At 69.3% G+C, this 17635-nt stretch carries 7 protein-coding genes; 3 read left to right on the top strand and 4 right to left on the bottom strand.

Annotation, left to right across the window (positions count from 1 at the left end):
- On the top strand, window positions 1–288 hold a 288-nt coding region (locus AC1DHX_RS10855; RefSeq protein ID WP_476900029.1), incomplete at its 5' end, for an HNH endonuclease.
- A gap of 463 nt (window positions 289–751) precedes the next feature.
- Here AC1DHX_RS10855 and AC1DHX_RS10850 read toward each other — a convergent pair.
- The 4 genes from AC1DHX_RS10850 to AC1DHX_RS10835 form a co-directional block, all read right to left on the bottom strand.
- Entirely contained in the window at window positions 752–2725 is a 1974-nt protein-coding gene (locus tag AC1DHX_RS10850; RefSeq protein ID WP_476859722.1) for a serine/threonine-protein kinase, read from the bottom strand.
- 82 nt (window positions 2726–2807) lie between these two features.
- Window positions 2808–7127 (bottom strand): FtsK/SpoIIIE domain-containing protein, encoded by a 4320-nt coding sequence (locus AC1DHX_RS10845; RefSeq protein ID WP_476900028.1) that lies wholly within the window; start codon window positions 7125–7127, stop codon window positions 2808–2810.
- A 61-nt stretch (window positions 7128–7188) separates the two neighbouring features.
- The gene (locus tag AC1DHX_RS10840; protein WP_476859720.1) at window positions 7189–8535 is read right to left on the bottom strand and encodes a type 1 periplasmic-binding domain-containing protein; all 1347 of its coding nucleotides are present in this window, start codon (window positions 8533–8535) and stop codon (window positions 7189–7191) included.
- Entirely contained in the window at window positions 8532–11390 is a 2859-nt protein-coding gene (locus AC1DHX_RS10835) for a hypothetical protein (RefSeq protein ID WP_476859719.1), read from the bottom strand. The genes AC1DHX_RS10840 and AC1DHX_RS10835 overlap by 4 nt, the downstream gene beginning before the upstream one ends.
- A gap of 231 nt (window positions 11391–11621) precedes the next feature.
- Here AC1DHX_RS10835 and AC1DHX_RS10830 point away from each other — a divergent pair, with 231 nt between their 5' ends.
- Both AC1DHX_RS10830 and AC1DHX_RS10825 read left to right on the top strand, forming a co-directional pair.
- Window positions 11622–11903 (top strand): hypothetical protein, encoded by a 282-nt coding sequence (locus tag AC1DHX_RS10830; protein ID WP_028275663.1) that lies wholly within the window; start codon window positions 11622–11624, stop codon window positions 11901–11903.
- Between the two features lie 126 nt (window positions 11904–12029).
- On the top strand, window positions 12030–17633 hold the full coding sequence (locus tag AC1DHX_RS10825) for a DUF6531 domain-containing protein (protein ID WP_476859718.1): 5604 nt from the start codon (window positions 12030–12032) through the stop codon (window positions 17631–17633).
- The last annotated feature ends 2 nt before the right edge of the window (window positions 17634–17635 follow it).

Below are 17635 nucleotides of genomic sequence, written 5' to 3'. Positions count from 1 at the left end.
TTCCCGCCCCACATCCGCAAGGCCATCACGGCCCGGGACCGGGGCTGCGCCTTCCCGCAATGCACCATCCCGGCCYCCTGGTGCGAGGCCCACCACATCACCTACTGGTCCCGCGGCGGAACCACCGGAACCGGCAACGGMACCCTGCTCTGCTCCCATCACCACCACGTGATCCACAARGAACACTGGAGCATCCAGATGCGCACCGGCATMCCCTGGTTCATCCCGCCACCCCACCTCGACCCAGCCCAGACACCCCGCCGGAACACCTACTTCCGCCTGGAGTGACCCCGTGGCCGCCGCGTGACAGACGCCCTGACGGCAGGGTGACCGCGTGGCTCGAACGGCAGCGGCCCGGACGGCCGGGTGGCCGGGTGACAGAAGCCCGGACGGAGGCGAGCCGTGCGCGTCGGACGTCAGCGGGCTGGCCGCCCCGGGCAGCGGCCCGGACGGCCGAGTGGCCGCGTGACAGAAGCTTGGACGGAGGCGAGCCATGCGGTTCGGACGGCGGCCGGGTGGCCGCGTGACAGAAGCTTGGACGGAGGCGAGCCATGCGGTTCGGACGGCAGCGGGCTGGCCGCCCCGTGAACAGCGGCCCGGACGGACGGCGGGCTGGCCGCCCCGTGAACAGAAGCCAGGACGGCCGGGTGGGCTGAGCGGCTCGCACGTCCAGGCCAAGGTCATGGCCGCGCGGGGGGCAACCCCGAGTCCTCAGTCCTGGGAGCCCCGGGAGCCCCGGGAGCCCTCCGTCTTACGAGTTTTCCCGGGACGTGATACCAAAGCTCGGAGACTGCAGCTCGGTGAAGTTCCCGACGCTGGCGCGCACGGTGCACTGGGGCGTGATCTGCAGGGCCGTCACGGTAAGCCCCGCGCTGTCCACCGCGAGCGCCCCGCCGCAGCCGTCGGAGAACCGTACTCCTTTCTCGCCGCCACTCACGGCGGCGAGCATCTGCGAGGGCTTGCCCGACGCGGGACTGACGTAGAGCGGGTTTAGCTCGTCGGCGCCGCCGGCCCAGACTGGCACGAGGGTGATCTTTAGCGGGCTGGGCGTCACGACGCGCGCCGGAGTACGCACCTCCACGCCCTTCAGCCGCTGGACGGTATAAGCGGTGCCCTTGACGGCAGGGTCCTGCGTCGCGGCCGTCGTCGCCTCGGACCCAGCCCGCAGCCATGCGTCGAGGGCCTGCTGGTCCGCCGGTGACACTGACACCTTGGCGGTGACCTGGGCTGCCCCTCCGGCCGGGACCTCAAACCCCGAGACCTTCCAGCCGCACTCGACGTCAAGGCCGGTGATCGAGGCCTGATTCCTGCTCACCGAAGCCCCGTCCCATGTGACCGCCGGGCACGCTTCCCCATCGGCCATGCCCGGGATCACCTCAAGGAAATCACCGGACAACGGCGCCTTCTGCGCCGCGTACGCGACAGTCAAGCGGACCTGACCGGAGGACGGCTCATAGGAGGCCTCCCGCGAGATTGTCAGGCCGGTTGGCAGCGCCGCGTCCTGAAGTTGCTTGGACACCTGGCCTTCCGCGGTGGGCTGCATTTGCTGACCTGCAGGGGCGAGGACAACGAACCCCACGACCATCGCGACGACGAGCAGGGTGGCGGCGCCCGCGAGCAGTAACGCTTTGCGAGTGCGCCAGAACGGGGTGGCGACCTGTTCCTCGAGCCGGGCCTCCGCCCGGGGCCGCACTTCGCGACGCGGGATTGGCCGGGCGATGGTGGCGCTGTCGGCCTCCCCGAGCTCGGGAGCCTTCCCGGCGTGGTCATCTGGCGAGCCTGACGCGAAGGCCGCGAGGTCCTCGTCCGTGAAGGCGCCCCGGACGACGGTGGCCGAGCGTTCGACGGCGTCGAAGTCCTCCGGGGCCTCGGTACGCGTGATCGGGCTGCTGCCGGCAAGGCGGGGTGCGAGACGCCGAAGCGTCGCCGCGGCCTCACTCGCCGTCGGGCGTCGGGCGGGGTCTTTGGACAGCAGCGAGTCGAGTACGTTCCATACCGCGTCGTCCACGGGGATCCGTGGCGGGCGCGAGGAAACATGGCGGTACGCGACGCTGAAGTCCGTCCCCGGCCCGGCGAAAGGAGTGCGCCCGGCGAGGAGCTCGTAGAGCATGATGCCCGTTGAGTACACATCGCCCGGCGGGCCGGACCGGCCCTGGCTGATGAGCTCGGGAGGCATGTAGTGCGGGGTGCCGATGAGACCGGTCGTCTGGCGGATCTTCTCGCCCACGACGTCGGAGATGCCGAAGTCGGAGACCCGTACGTCGCCCGCGGCGCACTCGGGCCAGGGGCGGGCGAGGAGCACGTTGTCCGGCTTAATGTCGCGATGGGTCACGCCTCGTGAGTGCGCGAAAGCCAGTGCGTCGAACACTTCGGCGGCGACGTTGAACGCGTCCACGGGACGCAGCGGTCCCGCCTCCTTGAGCGCGTCGCGCAGCGAGCCTCCCGCGACGTAGTCCATGACGATGGCCAACCGCGCCCCCTCCACCACCATGTCGCGCACCGTGACGATGTGCGAGTCCTGCAGGCCAAGCAGGACGGATCGCTCACGGACGAACCGCTCTACGAGCGAGGGATCGTCCGCGTGCTCCGGGCGCAGGACCTTGGCGGCAAAAGTCCGGCCGTCGGCAGAGGTGACGGTCCAGACCTCGCCGACGGCGCCGGAGCCCACCCGTTCGCCGAAGCGGTAGGACGCTCCCAGAGCCTGACCCGTCTGTGCGAATTTCATACCGTACTCCCCAACGCTATCGATCTGATTCTTCAAGGCCCCCGGCCGTCCACTCGTTCGTCGTATGCGCTCGTAGCCGGGCTCAGCCCTCGGCGCTCATCGACTGGATCAGTGCCAATTGCCCGCCGACGCCGATATATCCACGCCCCGCACTCAGCGCCACCGGCGCCCTGCGCGGGAGTGCGGTGCCCAGCAGTTCGCCGTCGTAATCTACATCCGGTTGCAACAACACGCCCAGGCGGGATTTGCGGAGCGTCTTGGTCCAGTGACTGTACAGCCCGCGGAGATCCGTGGCCCGTCCGGCCGCGATGACGCACAGCCCCGGCTGCCCGGATGTCACAGCCCCCGCGATGGATTGATCGGTGTCCTCGAAGCGCTCTGCGTCGTCAATGAGCAGGAACACTGGGCCGCGCTCGAGGCGCAGGGAGGCCAGCAGGGCCGGCACTTCATCCGTGCCGACGGCCACGCGATCCAGATCGGCGAGGGCCAGGGGCGAGCGGCGATCGCAGATGCCCCACACCTGAGCCGGCCCGCGTGAGGTGGCCGCGCCACGCAGGGCTGCGGCCAGGGCCAGCAGCAGCGTGGACTTTCCCGACCGGGCAGGCCCGGCGACAAGCGCGTGCTCGCCCTCGTAGATTTCCAGGAAAGCCGGCGAGAGGTCAGCCTCCTTTATTCCTACCGGGATGAGCCAGGGTTCGGCCTCCAGCCGGGGTTCCACCCCTAGCTCCAGCATGGTGACGTTGGAGGGCAGGCGCCGGATCGCCGGAGTCTTCGCGGGTGCGTGTGCCCAGCTTTGCCGCACGCGATCCACCGCAGCCTCGACCCCGATACCGGGCGTGGCCACATGCATCTGGAGCGAGGTGCGGGGATCCACGCAGCGCCCAGGAAGCGCAGCGGGGATTTCCTTGCCCCGGACGCCGAGCGAGGAGTAGTCGTAGTCGTCCGCCAGCCGGAAGAGCCACTTCTGCAGCGTCACCTCGTTCATGGCCGAGGGCACCGCCTTGGCGCGTGTGGTGGAGACCGCGAAGGACAGTCCCAGCGCCGGGCCGTCCGCGTACGCCCGATACAGCAGCGCCAGCAGCTGCTGCCCTTCGAAATCCTGGAACTCGTCCCGCAGCGAGGCCAGGCCGTCCAGCAGCACCACGGTGCGGCGGTGCCTGCCAGGCTCGGCGCGGCGGCTCTCGAGCTCCGTGTGCAGGTGCCGCAGGAAACGGGCCTGCTGCTCCTTGGCACCGGCCCCGGTTCCCACATACGCCACGGTGTGCGGCAGGTGTTCCAGGGCTTCGAGTTCACGGGAGCCCATGTCGAGGATCATCAGGTCCAGTTCGGCCGGATCGGCGTCCTTCGCCAGTGTCAGCGCGATCGAGGCCAGTGTGGTGCTCGTGCCGGAGCCGGCCACGCCCATGAGCATCAGGTTCCCCACGGACATGTCCCATCCCGCCGCGGACTGGCGCTGCAGCTCCGGCTCGTCGACGATTGCCACCTGGACCGTGGAGCCTCGGACGGCGCCCACCAACGGCAGCGGCCGGCGTGCGGGATCGGTGGAAGTGTCGGACGGCGCGGCGCGACGGCCGCCGTTCGGCTGAGGAAGGTAACCCTCCAGCTCCACACGCTCGCCCAGGGCCTCCGGCCAGACCTGCCGCGGCTCGGCGTACCCTGCCTCGGCGTTGGCTGCGACTACGGCGTCGATGAGCAGTTCGAGGTCGTTCTCGTCCACGGCCGCAGACCGTGGCGGCGCCGCCGCGAGCACGGGGACGCCGAACTGGCGGATCTCGCGCACGTCCACGGCAGGCCCGGCGCCGAGCTGCGCCCGCCCGGTCACGAGGGCCGTCTGCACGGGGGTGATGTCGTCCTGGCCCAGTTTCACAAATGCCCGGCCCATCTGGGCCCGGCCGATCGCCGAGGCGGCGGGCACACCGATGACGTTGTTGGAGTCGTCGCGGCTCTGCACCCGCAGCGCCACCCGAAGGTTGGTGTTCGCGAGGATGTCGTCGCTGACGACGCCCGCCGGGCGCTGCGTCGCCAGGATCATGTGCACACCGAGGGTGCGGCCCACTGCCCCCACGCTGACGAGAGCTTTGAGCACGTCCGGGAAGTCCTTGGCCAGCATGGCGAACTCGTCGATCACGAGCAGCAGCCGGGGCATGGGCTCGGCCGGGTTCGTGGCCAGGTAGGCGTTCAGGTTGTCGATGCCCTCGCCGGCCTCCGCGAAGACCCGCTGGCGGCGTTCCATCTCCGCTTCCAGGGCGCGGAGGGCCCGGTCGGCGAGCTGCTCGTCCAGATTGGAGATCGTGCCGATAGTGTGCGGAAGGCGTTCGCATGCCTTGAAGGCGGCCCCGCCTTTGAAGTCGACGAGGATAAAGTTCAGGCGGGTCGGATCGTTGCGTGCCGCGAGGCCGGCCACAAGCGAGCGGAGGAACTCGGACTTGCCGGAGCCTGTGGTGCCGCCCACCAGCCCGTGCGGGCCGTCCTTGACCAGGTCCAGGGTCAGGGTGCCGTTCTCCCCTGTGCCGATCGGCGTGGAGACTCCGGTGGGTGCCTGCCACATGCGACGGATCGTGGTCGAGTCCGGGCGGTCGTAGCCGAGGAGCCCGGGCAGCCGCACAAGCGGGGGCAGCGAGGCCCCGGGCACGCTCAGCTCCGGATCGTCGAAGTGCGCCACGCGCATTGCGCAGCGCAGGGCCTCTTCCTGGTCCAGGCCTGCCAGGATGACGTCCTCCACGCGGGTCAGGTCCTCCGGCTGGTCCACGGTGGCCGCTGCGTCCGAACCGACCCTGATGATCGTGGTGCAGGAGGCCGGCAACTGTTCCTCCGAAGTCGCGATGACGATGCCCGCCACCCGGGACGGGCGCTGCTGCGGGCTCCCATGGGCCCCGGGCACGGAGCGGCCCGTGCCGAGCAGCGCGCGTGCCGGTGAGTCCCTGCCCTCCGTGAGGACCTCGGAGTCCAGGACCACCAGCATCGCTGGTGTGGGCAGCTCCTGCACTGCGTCCTTGAGCGTGCGCAGCATGGCCAGGCTCGCCTCGCGGTCCGCGGACATCCACCGCTCGCCCGTGCTGCTGCCGGCCTGGCGCGTGTGCGGCAGCCATGAAGCCCACTCCCACTCGTCAGCGCGTCCGGCGTCGCAGAAGACGCCGATGGTCAGGTCGGCTGGGCCGACGTGCACCGCGGCCTGGGCCAGGAGGGATCGCGCGAGCGCCAGAGTCCCCTCCCGCGGCCCGACGATACCCACCACACCGGCGTCGGTCAGGTCCACGAGCACGGGCGCGGCCTGAAGACGCGCGGCCGCGAGGGAGTCCTTCACCTTCTCATCCAGCCGCGACCCGGCGGTGCGGTCCACCTCGGGCTTCCAGGGGACGTCACCTGTGCCGGCGTGCAGGGCCAGGAAGTCGTCCGCGTCTGCGCGGCGCTGCCACAAGGACGTGGCGGGGAGTGCGGGGCGCCGGACTACGGTCGCGGGATCGGGGATCATCCGATGGAGTCGTGCGGTCTCCGTCGCTGCGGCTTCGCGGATCTGCCGCTCGAATCCCTGAAGCGCCCCGGCGAAGCGCTCGTCCTCTTCTTTGAGGCCCCGGGCGTGACGCCGCTTTTGTTCGAACCACATGCCCACGGCCATGACCGGGCTGAGCATGGCGAACATCGCGAAGCGCAAGTCCCGCAGGATCAAGACCATCGCCGCCGCCATCACGAGGGGCGCGAGCACCGTGATGTAGCTGAATTTGCTCGCCGGCGGCACGTCCTTGCGGCCCGGCGGGACCAGGGGCTCGCCCGCCGGGGCCTGCCCGGGGCGGGGAGGCCGGTTGAAGGGCGCTGTCGCCGCCGGCGTGAGGTTGTGCAGGCTGCCAGGCGGCGGGGCGGGCGTCTCGTCCAGGGACCGGCGCAGGAGGAGCACGGCGCCGCCCGCCGTGATCGTGGCGGTTTCGGTCACCAGGACCCCGTCCTCCCCCACCGGCTCGCCATTGACGAGGGTGCCGTTCGTGGACCCGCCATCGAACACCCGCAGCCCGTCCTCCTCCCGGCGCAGGCGGCAGTGGTCCCATGACGCGCTTTCGGTAGGAAGGCTCAGATCGGCGTGAGGGGACCGGCCGATGAGCATCTCTCGCCCGTGCGGAACGTCAATCACGCCGCCGGTGCTCTGGCCGCCGGCGAGCGTCACGCTCCAGCCGCGCACGCGCTGCGGAATCTGCCACGGCGCCCGCGAGATGCGGCTACCCTCCAGGAAGATCAGCTCTGAGACGGGGGTGGAACCACGCACCTCGGCCTCGTTCACGAACACCGCCTCATCGGGTGCCAGGCGCGGGCCACCGGCGGCCTCCACGAGGTCTGTCAGCGTCGTGGCGGGCGCGGCGTGAGCCACGTCGCACTCAAAGCGACGCTCGTCCAGGTCGATCAGCACACGCACCGGGCGCTCCTTCAGTGGTGGATGGTCCCCGCCCGCTTTGGGGCGAGCCGGGGGCAGGTGGTCAGGGGTTTGCCGGCGCCGGCACCCAGACGAGCCGCGGAGCGGCCTCATCCGGCGGGCGCAGGCCCAGATCCTGAGGGGAAGCGTAGACCGGGATTGCCTCCGCGGTCAGCGCCGCGGAGCGCGAGAAATCCAGCGCCGGCCCGGCTAGGCCGTCACCAGGACCGAAGGACATGGTGCGCAACGCCGCGCCGACCTTGGACGGCTCGCCGCTTCCAGCCGACGCGGCCGCCCGTACGAGGGCGACGACGGCGTCGTGGCTGCGTGAGTCCGCCGCCCATGCGTCGGCGGAAAACGCGGCATCGCCCGTCAGGTTCTTGACCTTCGGGTCACCGGACGCCAGACGCACGGCGGACAGGAATGCGGACATCCCGCGCCCCTGGGCGTCCTGCTGGAGCGCCGTGGCATCGCCGCCGGCCGGGGCAACGCTGACCAGCTGCCCGGAGGCGGCGCCGTCGAGCTCGGACAGCGTGGAGGCGAAGGCCGGGGCAGTGGCGCCGTCCGGAATGACCACGGGGACGGACACGTCGCGGGCCTGCAGGGCCTGGACCAGCCGGGCCAGCCGCTGCGGGGTGGCGGCCGAGACAACCACGGCGTCCGCGGGCTCGGCGACCCTCGTGGACCCGGCGCCCGCTGGGGCGTCCTCGGCAGGAGGGCGCAGCTGGTCCCCTGTTCGGATGGCGGCCTCCTGGGCCAGGTCCGTCACCGCGTCGAAGCCATCGAGGTTCAGCGTCTGTGAGATCCCGACCGAGGCAGGGACCTCGCCGCCGTCCCCGACGAGCAGCACCCTGTTTTTGCCGTTCAGCGCGGCGCGAAGGGCGGCCGCGACGGATGCGCCCGACGGCCTCGTGGTCCAGGTGGTCTGCGCGGGGTCCGATGGTTCGGCGTAGGGCAGGATCGCCGGGAGGCCGAGCTCCTCGGCGGTCTTTGCCGCGGCCCGGGCCGGCGCTCCCGTGGTCGCCACGACGACACCCGATGCTCCCTGTTCGGCGAGCGCGTGGACGGCGGCGCGGGCGCCATCCTCCGTGCCGCGGTCGTTCTGGGCTGCGAGGGCGACGGTGGCGCCGCCCTTGGCAAAGCGCTGTGCGGCGACGATCGCGCCCTGCGCCGCCCGGTTGTACTCGGAGCCGGGCTCGCCGGACTGGCCCAGGGTGAGGACGACGCCGATGGAGAAGTCCTTCGGCAGGCCCTCGGCCTGCAGCGCAACGGGAACCGTCGCGGCTACCGGATCGGGCCGTGATGCCTCCTTGGGACGGCTCAGCGCCACGGTCGTCAGGGCGATCGCAGCCGCGAGGACGACAGTGATGCCCGCGACGATCAGGGTCGTGAGCCCGGTGCGGGAGCTCATGCGGTGCCGCCGATCTTCAGTGTGTACAGGGTCTGCGACGTGGCGCCGGCCGGCACCTCGAGGTGGAACGGTGGCAGTTCGTCGACCGCGGTGAGTGAAGCCTTGAACTGCGCCTGGCGCAGGAGCAGCCCCGCCACGTCCCTGGAGCGGATATTGGCATAGCCCTCAGCGTTCTGCGATGCCAGTGCCAGCTGATAGTCAGCGGTGTCGGCTTTGGCGGCGCTTGTGGCCATGGAGCCGAGCAGGCCGGATCCGTTCACCGAACGGTCGCCCAGGTCGAGCATCACCTTGGTGAGGCTTGAGGACAGGAGGGCGCTGGCGCCCTCGACGTCACGGGTTGAGCCGGACGTGCTGGAGGCGATGTTCGCGAGCGAGGACTGCGTGCCCTTGTCCAGGGATGCGGCCAGCGCGTCGCTCTGCCCGCGCAGTTCGTCCCGCTGCTTATTCACCGTGCCCTCGGCGTCGTTCACCACCTCGTCCGAGGTGGACTTCAAACCGGAGATAGAGCGGTTGAAGGCCGTGATCACGGCGTCGGAGCCCGCGTCGCCGATCTCGGCGACCCGGCGCACTTGCTCGTCCACGGTCTTGTAGACCTCGGCGGCGGTCTGCGCCGAAACCTCGCGGAGGGACTTCTTGATCTTGTCGCCGAGCCCGTCCTGCTGCTCCTTGAGCTTCGCGAGCGTCGAGCCGACCCGGCCGGAGGAGTCGATCGCCTTACCAAGCGCGGCGTCCAGGGCAACGAGTTCGCGCTTGTTGCTGTTGACGTCGCCCGTGGCGGCGCCGTCGAGCGCCTTCGTGGCTTCTTTGATGGCGTCCAGCTTGGCGTCGATGTCGTCGATCGTCGTCCCCAAAGTGGTGAACGCCTGGCCGATCTCCTCGTCCGGGGCGGTGGTGTCGGTGGCCGCCAGGACCGCGTCCCAGGCGGCCGTCTGGGCCTGGATCCGATCGTCCAGCGGGTCCTTGAACCCCAGCGGCGGGCGCAGTTCCTGCGCGGGGTTTCCGCTTTCATCCGTGGGCTCGCACGGTGCGGACGTCAGGTAGGAACGCAGCCGCTCCGCTTGCTCGGCGGACAGTCGGCCCTCGCGGGGCAAGGCGCCGTCGGCCATCTTGCACAACTCGTCGGCGAGCCGCTGCGTTTGCTGCGTCATCGAGCCGTTCAGCAGTGAGCGGTCACCCAACTCGCCCCGGGCGTCCTGCGCAGTCTTCTTGATGTCGCCCAGCTTCTGCCGCAGGCCGTCGATGCTGCCGCGGACCGCAGCGGCCGCGTCCCGGGTCGCGGCGACGGAGCCCCGGGCGGACCTGATCGCTTCTTCCACGTTTGCGAGGGCAGTCTTGTAGTCTTCCGTGGTCTCCGCGCCGTCGAGGACCGCAGCGAAATCGGCGCGCACCTTCTCCAGCGTGACGGCGGCAGCCTCCTGATCCTTGATCGCGCCCTCGACCATCTGCGGCTGCAGGTCCGCCACAAGCTCGTCGCCCTTCTTCACCAGGCCCAGCAACGCGCCGGTGACGGTCACGGCAGAGCCGTAAAGGGAGCATGTCATCGAGCCCTGCTCCGCGCATTCCTCCGCGGTGGGGTCCTCGGGGCCCATGGTGGCCCTGATGGCGCCCGCCACGATATCCCGGCAGCCCGCACTCACCTTCGCGTAGGCGTCGAGCTGCGAGGCCATGGTCTGGATGCTGGAATAGACCGTGGCCGCCTTCCCCGATTTGGGCACCTCCGCGGTGCAGCCGTCACCGTAGATGGGAGCCGTCGCGGGCACGGCCGAGGTGTCGCCCAGCATCGCGTCCACGGCGGCGACGGTCAGCTTCAGCTGGGACGCGGTGGTGGACTGCGTTGACTTCGTCGCGGCCTCCAGGTCCGCGCCGAGAGTCTTCAGTTGCTCCTTCAGGTCCACCATGGTTGCGGCCAGGGCCGTGGAGTTATCGCGCAGCTCGCCCGCGGTCTTCGCACCCAGGGTCTGAGAGGTCTCCTGCAGGTTCTGCCGGACCTCGGTGATGGTGGATCCGGCCTTGGTCAACACGGTGTTGACGTCCGAGACCAGCGAGATGGTGCGGCGTTGCAGCCCCATCTCGGAGCCCGCACCGGAGGAGAACGCGCCGGCGAGCACGCCGTCCGCGCTGAGGTCGGTGTTAAGGCCCGGCTGGACCGCCACGTCGAAAGCAGGGACCTGAAAGTCCTTGACCTCAGCAACGAGGCGCAGCGTGGTGCTCGCACCCGAACGGGGTGGGGCCAGCACGGTGGCCCACTGCACCACGGTGGCACCGTCCTCGGTGCTGCTCAAGACGCCGTTGGTGCCCGTTCCGCCGTCCGCAGAGCCGGCGGTGACGTCGTCGGCCCGTACACCGGTGAGCTTCGTTGAGGCGGCGATAGTCAGCGGGGCGCCCACGAGGGCGGTATCGGAGCGGGTTTGGCCCGCGGCATCGTATTCGATGACCCGCGGCTTAACCGTGAGGTTCTCCAGTGTCAGGTCGATCTCGACCGGCCCGGTGTGGCCTTGAAGCTCGGTGAGGTCGGAGCCGGACTTGTCGCCGGCCCGGTACTGCAAGCTCACTCGCACCGGCAGTTCGCCCACCGCCTGGGCGGCGTCGTACTTCGTGTCCGCTGCGGAAGAGTCGCCGGCCGCGGACACAGAGATGGTGGTGCCTTCGATCGTCTCGACCCCGGCAGCCGGGGACATGCCCACGCGCACGCTCTGCAGGAGCTTGACCGGATTGGACACCGACTCCGGCTCGGGGGCCGGGCCGCACGACGTCGTCGCGATCAGCCCCAGGCCGGCAAGGAAGGCGCCCAGCGCCCGGCCGGGCGCGATGCGGCGCCCCGGGATGTGCTGGTGCGTGGTAGTCCGTCTGGACATGATCGTCCCCTCTTCCGTTCATGGTGCCTTCAGCATGATACGGGGTTTCACTCACGAATGGACTAATCGCGGTTTGCCTGTGTCATGCGCATGACTTGGGCGGTCATGTCCCGCCGTCCTAGTTTTTCTTTTTGTTGGATTTATTGACGTGTGTTGGTAGCGTCGGCACCGTCTGGTCGTCGGCGGTTACGTGTCCGGCGGAGAAGCGCTTGTCTCTTGGGAGGAATTTCTATGTCGCGTGTGTTGTCTACTGAGCAAGCGAAGGCTGCGATTGGGCAGGTGCAGTCGATCATTAACGGTGGTTTCACGGATCAGATCTCGGCGCTGGATGCGCAGGGACGAGTTTTGTCAGATCCGAATATTTGGGATGGTCCCCTGGCTGCGCAGTTCCGAGGTTCTACGTGGCCGGAGACGAAGGCTGCTTTGGACAAGGCCAAGGAGGAACTCGAGCAGTTGCGGGGGCAGCTGCAGAAGATTTCGCAGGACATCTTCTCTGCTGGCGGCGGCGCCTGAGCCTGTATGTGATTGCGTGAGGGCCAGGTAGTCGCGCCGCTCTGGTGAGTGGGCGGTTACCTGGCCGATGCACGTTTGGTGGTTTGTCTTTCTGTTCCAGTTCTTGTTCTGTGGGGGGCTTTGGTTGTGACCGATTTCGTTGAGGTGCCGCTGTTGCCGGCGTCGGATGCTTCTCATGGCGGGCGGTTCAGTTATGCCGTGGCCGACGCGGTGCAGTCGGTATTTGAATCAGCGGCGTCGCGGGTTGAGGGGCAGGCGGGGTCGCGGGCTTCGTATGTTTCCACGGCGAAGACGGACTTCCAGGGCCATTTCTCGGACCTGTTCGCGGCGAACGCAGTAACGGCTGCGGGGGACGCGGAGGCCCTGGCCTCAGCATTGCGGACGGTCGCCGGCTATGTGGGCCAGATGATCGAGGCCGGGCGTGATGAGGATGATCGGCGCCGGCGGAACAACGAGTGGGTCCGGGAGCACAACGACCGGAACGGCTTCGAACAGGCCAGGGACTGGTTTTTTGGTGAGTCGGAGCGGCCGAACGCGGATCCGGGTCCGGCCCCGTCGTTTGCTCCGGCCTCGGCGGCCCTGGGCTCACGGGAAACCCCGGCGCCCGGTGGCGGGTATGGAGGCGGGACGTCCTCGGCGCGGCCGGCTGATCTGCGGTCCTTCGCGGCAGGGTCGCGGGGCCTGGACGACGGTTTGGCGGCCGAGCCGGGCTCGTTGCACGGGCAAATGTCCTCGTTCGCGTCTGCTTGCTACTGGGGTTCAATAGACGCGTCCGGAGTGATCACCGCATACCGGCGGTACTTGCAGGCGAACGAGAACGACGCGAAATGGGCGGTGACGGTTGCGGATGCATTTGCCGCCGCCGGCGGCGAGGGGGCCGTGTCGAGTGTTTCAGACGCGGCGGTGAACGAGGCGCTCGCTGCGGCGGGGGTGAGTGCGACCCGGTCCTCGTTGGCGATTGATCCGCCCACGGCGGCCGGTGCGATGCCGACCAGCGGGTACGCCAATGATCCCGTGAACACCTCAACGGGAAACTTCATCGAGCCGGAAACGGATCTGGGGTTCGCCGGGATTGCCTCAAACGTGGTGCTGTCTCGGATGTACAACTCGCTGGCGTCAGGTTTGGAGATGCCCGGGGTGTTTGGTCCTGGGTGGGCCTCGGTTCTGGATCAGTACCTCGCGGTCTCGGATGAGGGCTGCCGGTGGGTGATGGCCGACGGCCGGGCCGTGGACTTCCCCCGGGAGGGCACCGGCTGGGGCAGGGGCGTGGGAGAGAATTACTGGCTCACCCGGGAGCCCGCAACAACAGCTGACCTGGCGGAGCTGGGCTCCCTGCCTGACGGTACGGTCGAGCTCCTGGTGGTCCGGGACAACCAGGGCGCGTGGTGGGCTTACAGCCTGGCCGGGGTGTGGCTCGGTGCCGGGTCCGGGCCTGGCCGGACGGCGTCCGTTCTCCGGGAAGGGCCAGCTGACGCCGGCAGTGCCGGACTCGTGACCCGGCTGGCGCATGTGCGGGGCCGTTTCCTCGACGTCGAGTACGTGGACGGGCTTGTTGCCGTGGTGAGGGCCTCGGACGGGCGCCGGGTGGAGTACGCGTACGACGCCGCTGGCAGGCTGACGCGTGTGGAGACCGGGCTGGGGACGCGCACCTACCGGTGGAATGAGCAGGGCCTGATCGAGGCCGTGGTCTCGGCTGCGGGCGTTCTCGAGGCAGAGAACACCTACGACGAACACGGCAGGGTTGTCCTGCAGACCTCCCAGCATGGGCGCCGGACCAGGTTCGCGTATCTGCCGGGCCGGGTCACGGTGGTTTCGGATGAGGACGGTACCCGCTCAAACTCGTGGATCGCCGATGCGAAGGGCCGCCTGGTCGGGGTGCTTGATTCCCATGACCAGCGTCAGTCCATGGCGTATGACGGCCACGGAAATCTGGTGTCGTTCACGGAGCGCGACGGGACGGTCACGGTGCACGCCTACGACGGGCGGGGCCGGAAGACCCGGACCGTGACCCCGGAAGGCGCGGACCTCACCTACGGCTGGGATGAGCAAGACCGCATCACCACGCTGGTGACGGAGTCCGGGTCGGTCGTCTCGTATGAGTATGCCGATGAGGTGTCGCGGGATCCCTCGGTGATCCTGGACCCGCTGGGCGGGCGCACCGAGCTTCAGTGGCGGAACGGGCAACTGGCCCAAGTAGTGGACCCGGCCGGAGTGACGGTCGGCTTTGAGTACGACGGGTTCGGGGACCTGGTCGCGACCCGGAACGCTGTAGGAGACATCGCAAGGATCGTCCGTGACCATGCGGGCCGCCCGGTCACGGCCATCAGCCCGTCGGGCGCTGAGACCCGTTTCAGCTACGACGCCGCGGGCCCGCTGGTGCGGCGCGAGGACCCGGACGGCGCCGTCTGGGCCTTCGAACACGATTCGGCGGGGCGGACGACGGCGTTCGTCGCCCCGGACGGCGGGCGGACCGAACTCGAATACGCCGTCAACGGTGAACTGGTCCGGACAATCGATCCGTTGGGCCGGGCCATTGAGCGGGTCTTCGATGAGCTCGGCAACGTCACCGCCGCGGTGCTGCCCGACGGTGCCCGCTGGGGCTTTGTCCATGACACGCTTTCCCGGCTGGTCGGGATCACGGACCCCGCCGGCCATGACTGGGTACGGGAGTACGACAAGATCGGCGCCCTGACCGCCGTCGTCGACCCCACCGGGGTCCGCACAGACGCGACCGCGGACCGCAAGGCCGGGACGGCGACGCTGACGGACGCGTTCTCATCCTCGACGTACAGCTTCGATGCGTACGGGCGCCCCAGGCAGGTCCAGGGGGTGGACGGCTCCGCGGAGCTCATCTCCTATGACGCGGCGGGCAACCCGGTGGAGCTCGTCGACGGCGACGGCGGCCTGACGGTCCTGGGCCGGGACGTGGCCGGGAAGATCACGTCGATCACCTCCCCCAGCGGGGCCGTTACCCGGTACGAGTACGACGTGTGCGGGCGGCCCTGGAAAACCACGGACCCCCTCGGCGCGGTCACGGAACTGGCCTACGACGCCGATCAGCGCGTCATTTCCCGGACGCTGCCCACGGGCGAGGTCGAGACCTTCGAGTACGACCCGTGCGGGCGGCTTGTGTTGCGCCGCACCCCCGGTCAGGGCGTTTCCCGGTACGGCTACGACAAGGCCGGGCGGCTGACGTTCAGCCAGGACTCCTGGTACGGCACGCGCCGGTTCAAATACAACACCGCCGGGGAACTGACCGAGACCGTCAACGGCGTGGGCGGCCGGACCCGGTTCGAGTACGACGTCCGCGGGCGCCTGGTCCGGATCACCGATCCCCTGGGCGGGGTGACCACCCGCACCTACACGGCCACGGACCAGGTTGATTCCGTCACCGATCCGCTCGGGCGGATGAGCACCGCCACCTACGATCCCGCCGGGCGGCAACTGTCCCAGACCGACCCGGACGGACACACCACAACCTGGACGTATGACCGGGCCGGCCGGGAATCCTCCACCTCGTTCGACGGGAAGCCCATTGCCGGCGTCGAACGCGACCTGATCCGCCGCCGCGTAATCATTACCGATTACACGGGCGCTGACGGGCTGGCCGTCGAGCACGAGCTCGCGTATGACCGCTGCGGGCGGCTGGCGTCCCGCACCCGCGGCGGCCGGGGAATGTCGTGGAAGTACGACGCCGACGGGAACCGCACCGGTTTCACCGACGCGCACGGAACCACCACCACTTATGTCCGGGATGCCGCAGGCCGGGTGACCGCTGTCAGCAACCCCCGGCTCGGGGAGGCCGTGTTCTCCCACGATGCGTCGGGGCGTATCACCGCAGCCACTGCCGGGAACCTGGTCCAGGAATGGGCCTACCGCTACGGGAGCCTGTCCGAGCACAGCCGCACGGACCGTTCTGACCCGCTCTCGACCGATGTCACCCTGATCGGCCGGGACGAGGACGGCCGGATCACGGCCCTGACCCGCGCCGGTACTGTGACCCAGTACGGGTATGACGGGGCCGGCCAAATGGTCTCGGCCGCCACCACCCGGAACGGGGAGCCGTGGCTTCCCTCTGCGGTCTCCGAGTGGATGTACGACGCCGGCGGGCGCCTTATCCGGGAATCCACGCCGGGTGGCTCCCGGGTCTATGAGTACGACGCCGCTGGACAGCTCCTCGCCGTCACGGACGCTGACGATTCACGGACTGAGTATGTTCATGACGGCCTGGGCCGCCGCACCCGGCTCATCCACCCGGACGGGTCCTGGACCGAGTACTCGTGGGGTCAGAGCGGCCAGCTGAAGAGCGTTGCCGACCGCACGCCCGACGGCATGGAAACCTCCCGGCATGAGCTGTGGGTGGACGCCCTCGGCGAGCTGGCTGCCGTTGATGGGTCGGAGCTGTGGTGGGACACCGCCACCCCCATCCCCACCCTGGCCGGCTTCGGCGGTCAACAGGTCCTTTCGTTGCCTGGTGGTGTCACCGGTATCGAGGACGCCTGGATCGCGCCGGGCTGGCGGGCCGCCCGCCCCACCGACCAGTCCGACCCCTGGGCCGTCATCGGCGCGCCGGCAGTCCCTGGCCCGGGTCCGGGTGGCACTGCCGTTGGTGGTGCCGCTGGTTTGGGTTCGGTGTCCGGGCTGGCCGGTGTGCTGCCCGCCGGGATCACTCTGACCGGCAACGGCGGCCTGGACATCGCTGGCCTGGAGTGGCTCGGGGCACGTGCGTACGACCCCGCTACTCGAGGTTTCCTCTCCACCGATCCTCTCTCCCCCGTCCTCGGCGCGGGCTGGGACGGCAACCCCTACGCCTACGCCGGCAATAACCCCCTCAACACCACCGACCCCACCGGGCTGCGTCCGCTCACTGATGACGAGCTGAAGGCCTACGACAAATCGGCCGGGAGCCACTGGGAGTACGTCGTTGCGGGACTCGCCGTGGCCGCTGGCGTTGCTGCATTGTTCGTGCCGGGGCTCAACATCATCGCGGCAGGAGCTATCGCCGGGGCATTGAGCTCGGGTGGCCTCTCGGTCTTTTCCCAGAAATCGCAGAAGGGTTCGGTCGACTGGTGGTCGGTCCTCGGCAACACCGCGATAGGCGCGGCTACCGGTGCTGCAGGTGGCGGCGCGGCCATGTGGACTAGGGGCGTCCTCGCGGGTGCGCCGGCCGGACAGGCTGCAGCAGCGCTCGGAGTAAGTGCTGGCGCCAACGGGGTCGTCGGTGCGGGTGCAAGTGCCGCGAGCTACCTTTATCAGAAAGGCGGGCGCATCAATAACGGCTGGGACTTTGCGGGCAAGATCGCTGGTGGTGGCTTCGCCGGTGCCGTAGGCGGCCTCGCGGGGCCGGCCGGCGGCAGCCTCGCCAGGGGGATGTCATTGTCGTCGACCGGCGTGGTTGCCAAGGCCGGAACGATGGCCATCAGTGGCGTTGGTGCGGGAACAGGTTCGATGCTGGAGAACGTCGTCGCCGGGGATCCCATTGACCCCGCGAAGGCCGGGGCAACAGGCCTGTTTGGAGCGGGTGCTGCCGCGATACCTGTGGGGCGCATACCGGCGTTCAACCAGACAGGCGTTAGCACGCTAAGGCAGATGCCGTACTTTGCGCCTCGGACTGTGAACGGCATGTTTAACTACAACCAGACGAATACCGTGGGACTGTGGGGAGGCGCCTTTGGAGGTGGCACTGTCGGCTTCGGTGGCGACCAACTCCAGAGCGCACTCGGATGGTGAGC

The sequence above is a fragment of the Arthrobacter sp. 05N33_2 genome (genome assembly GCF_056397425.1).
Note: the sequence above shows the minus strand (reverse complement) of the source record. Positions and strands in the feature narration are given on the sequence as shown.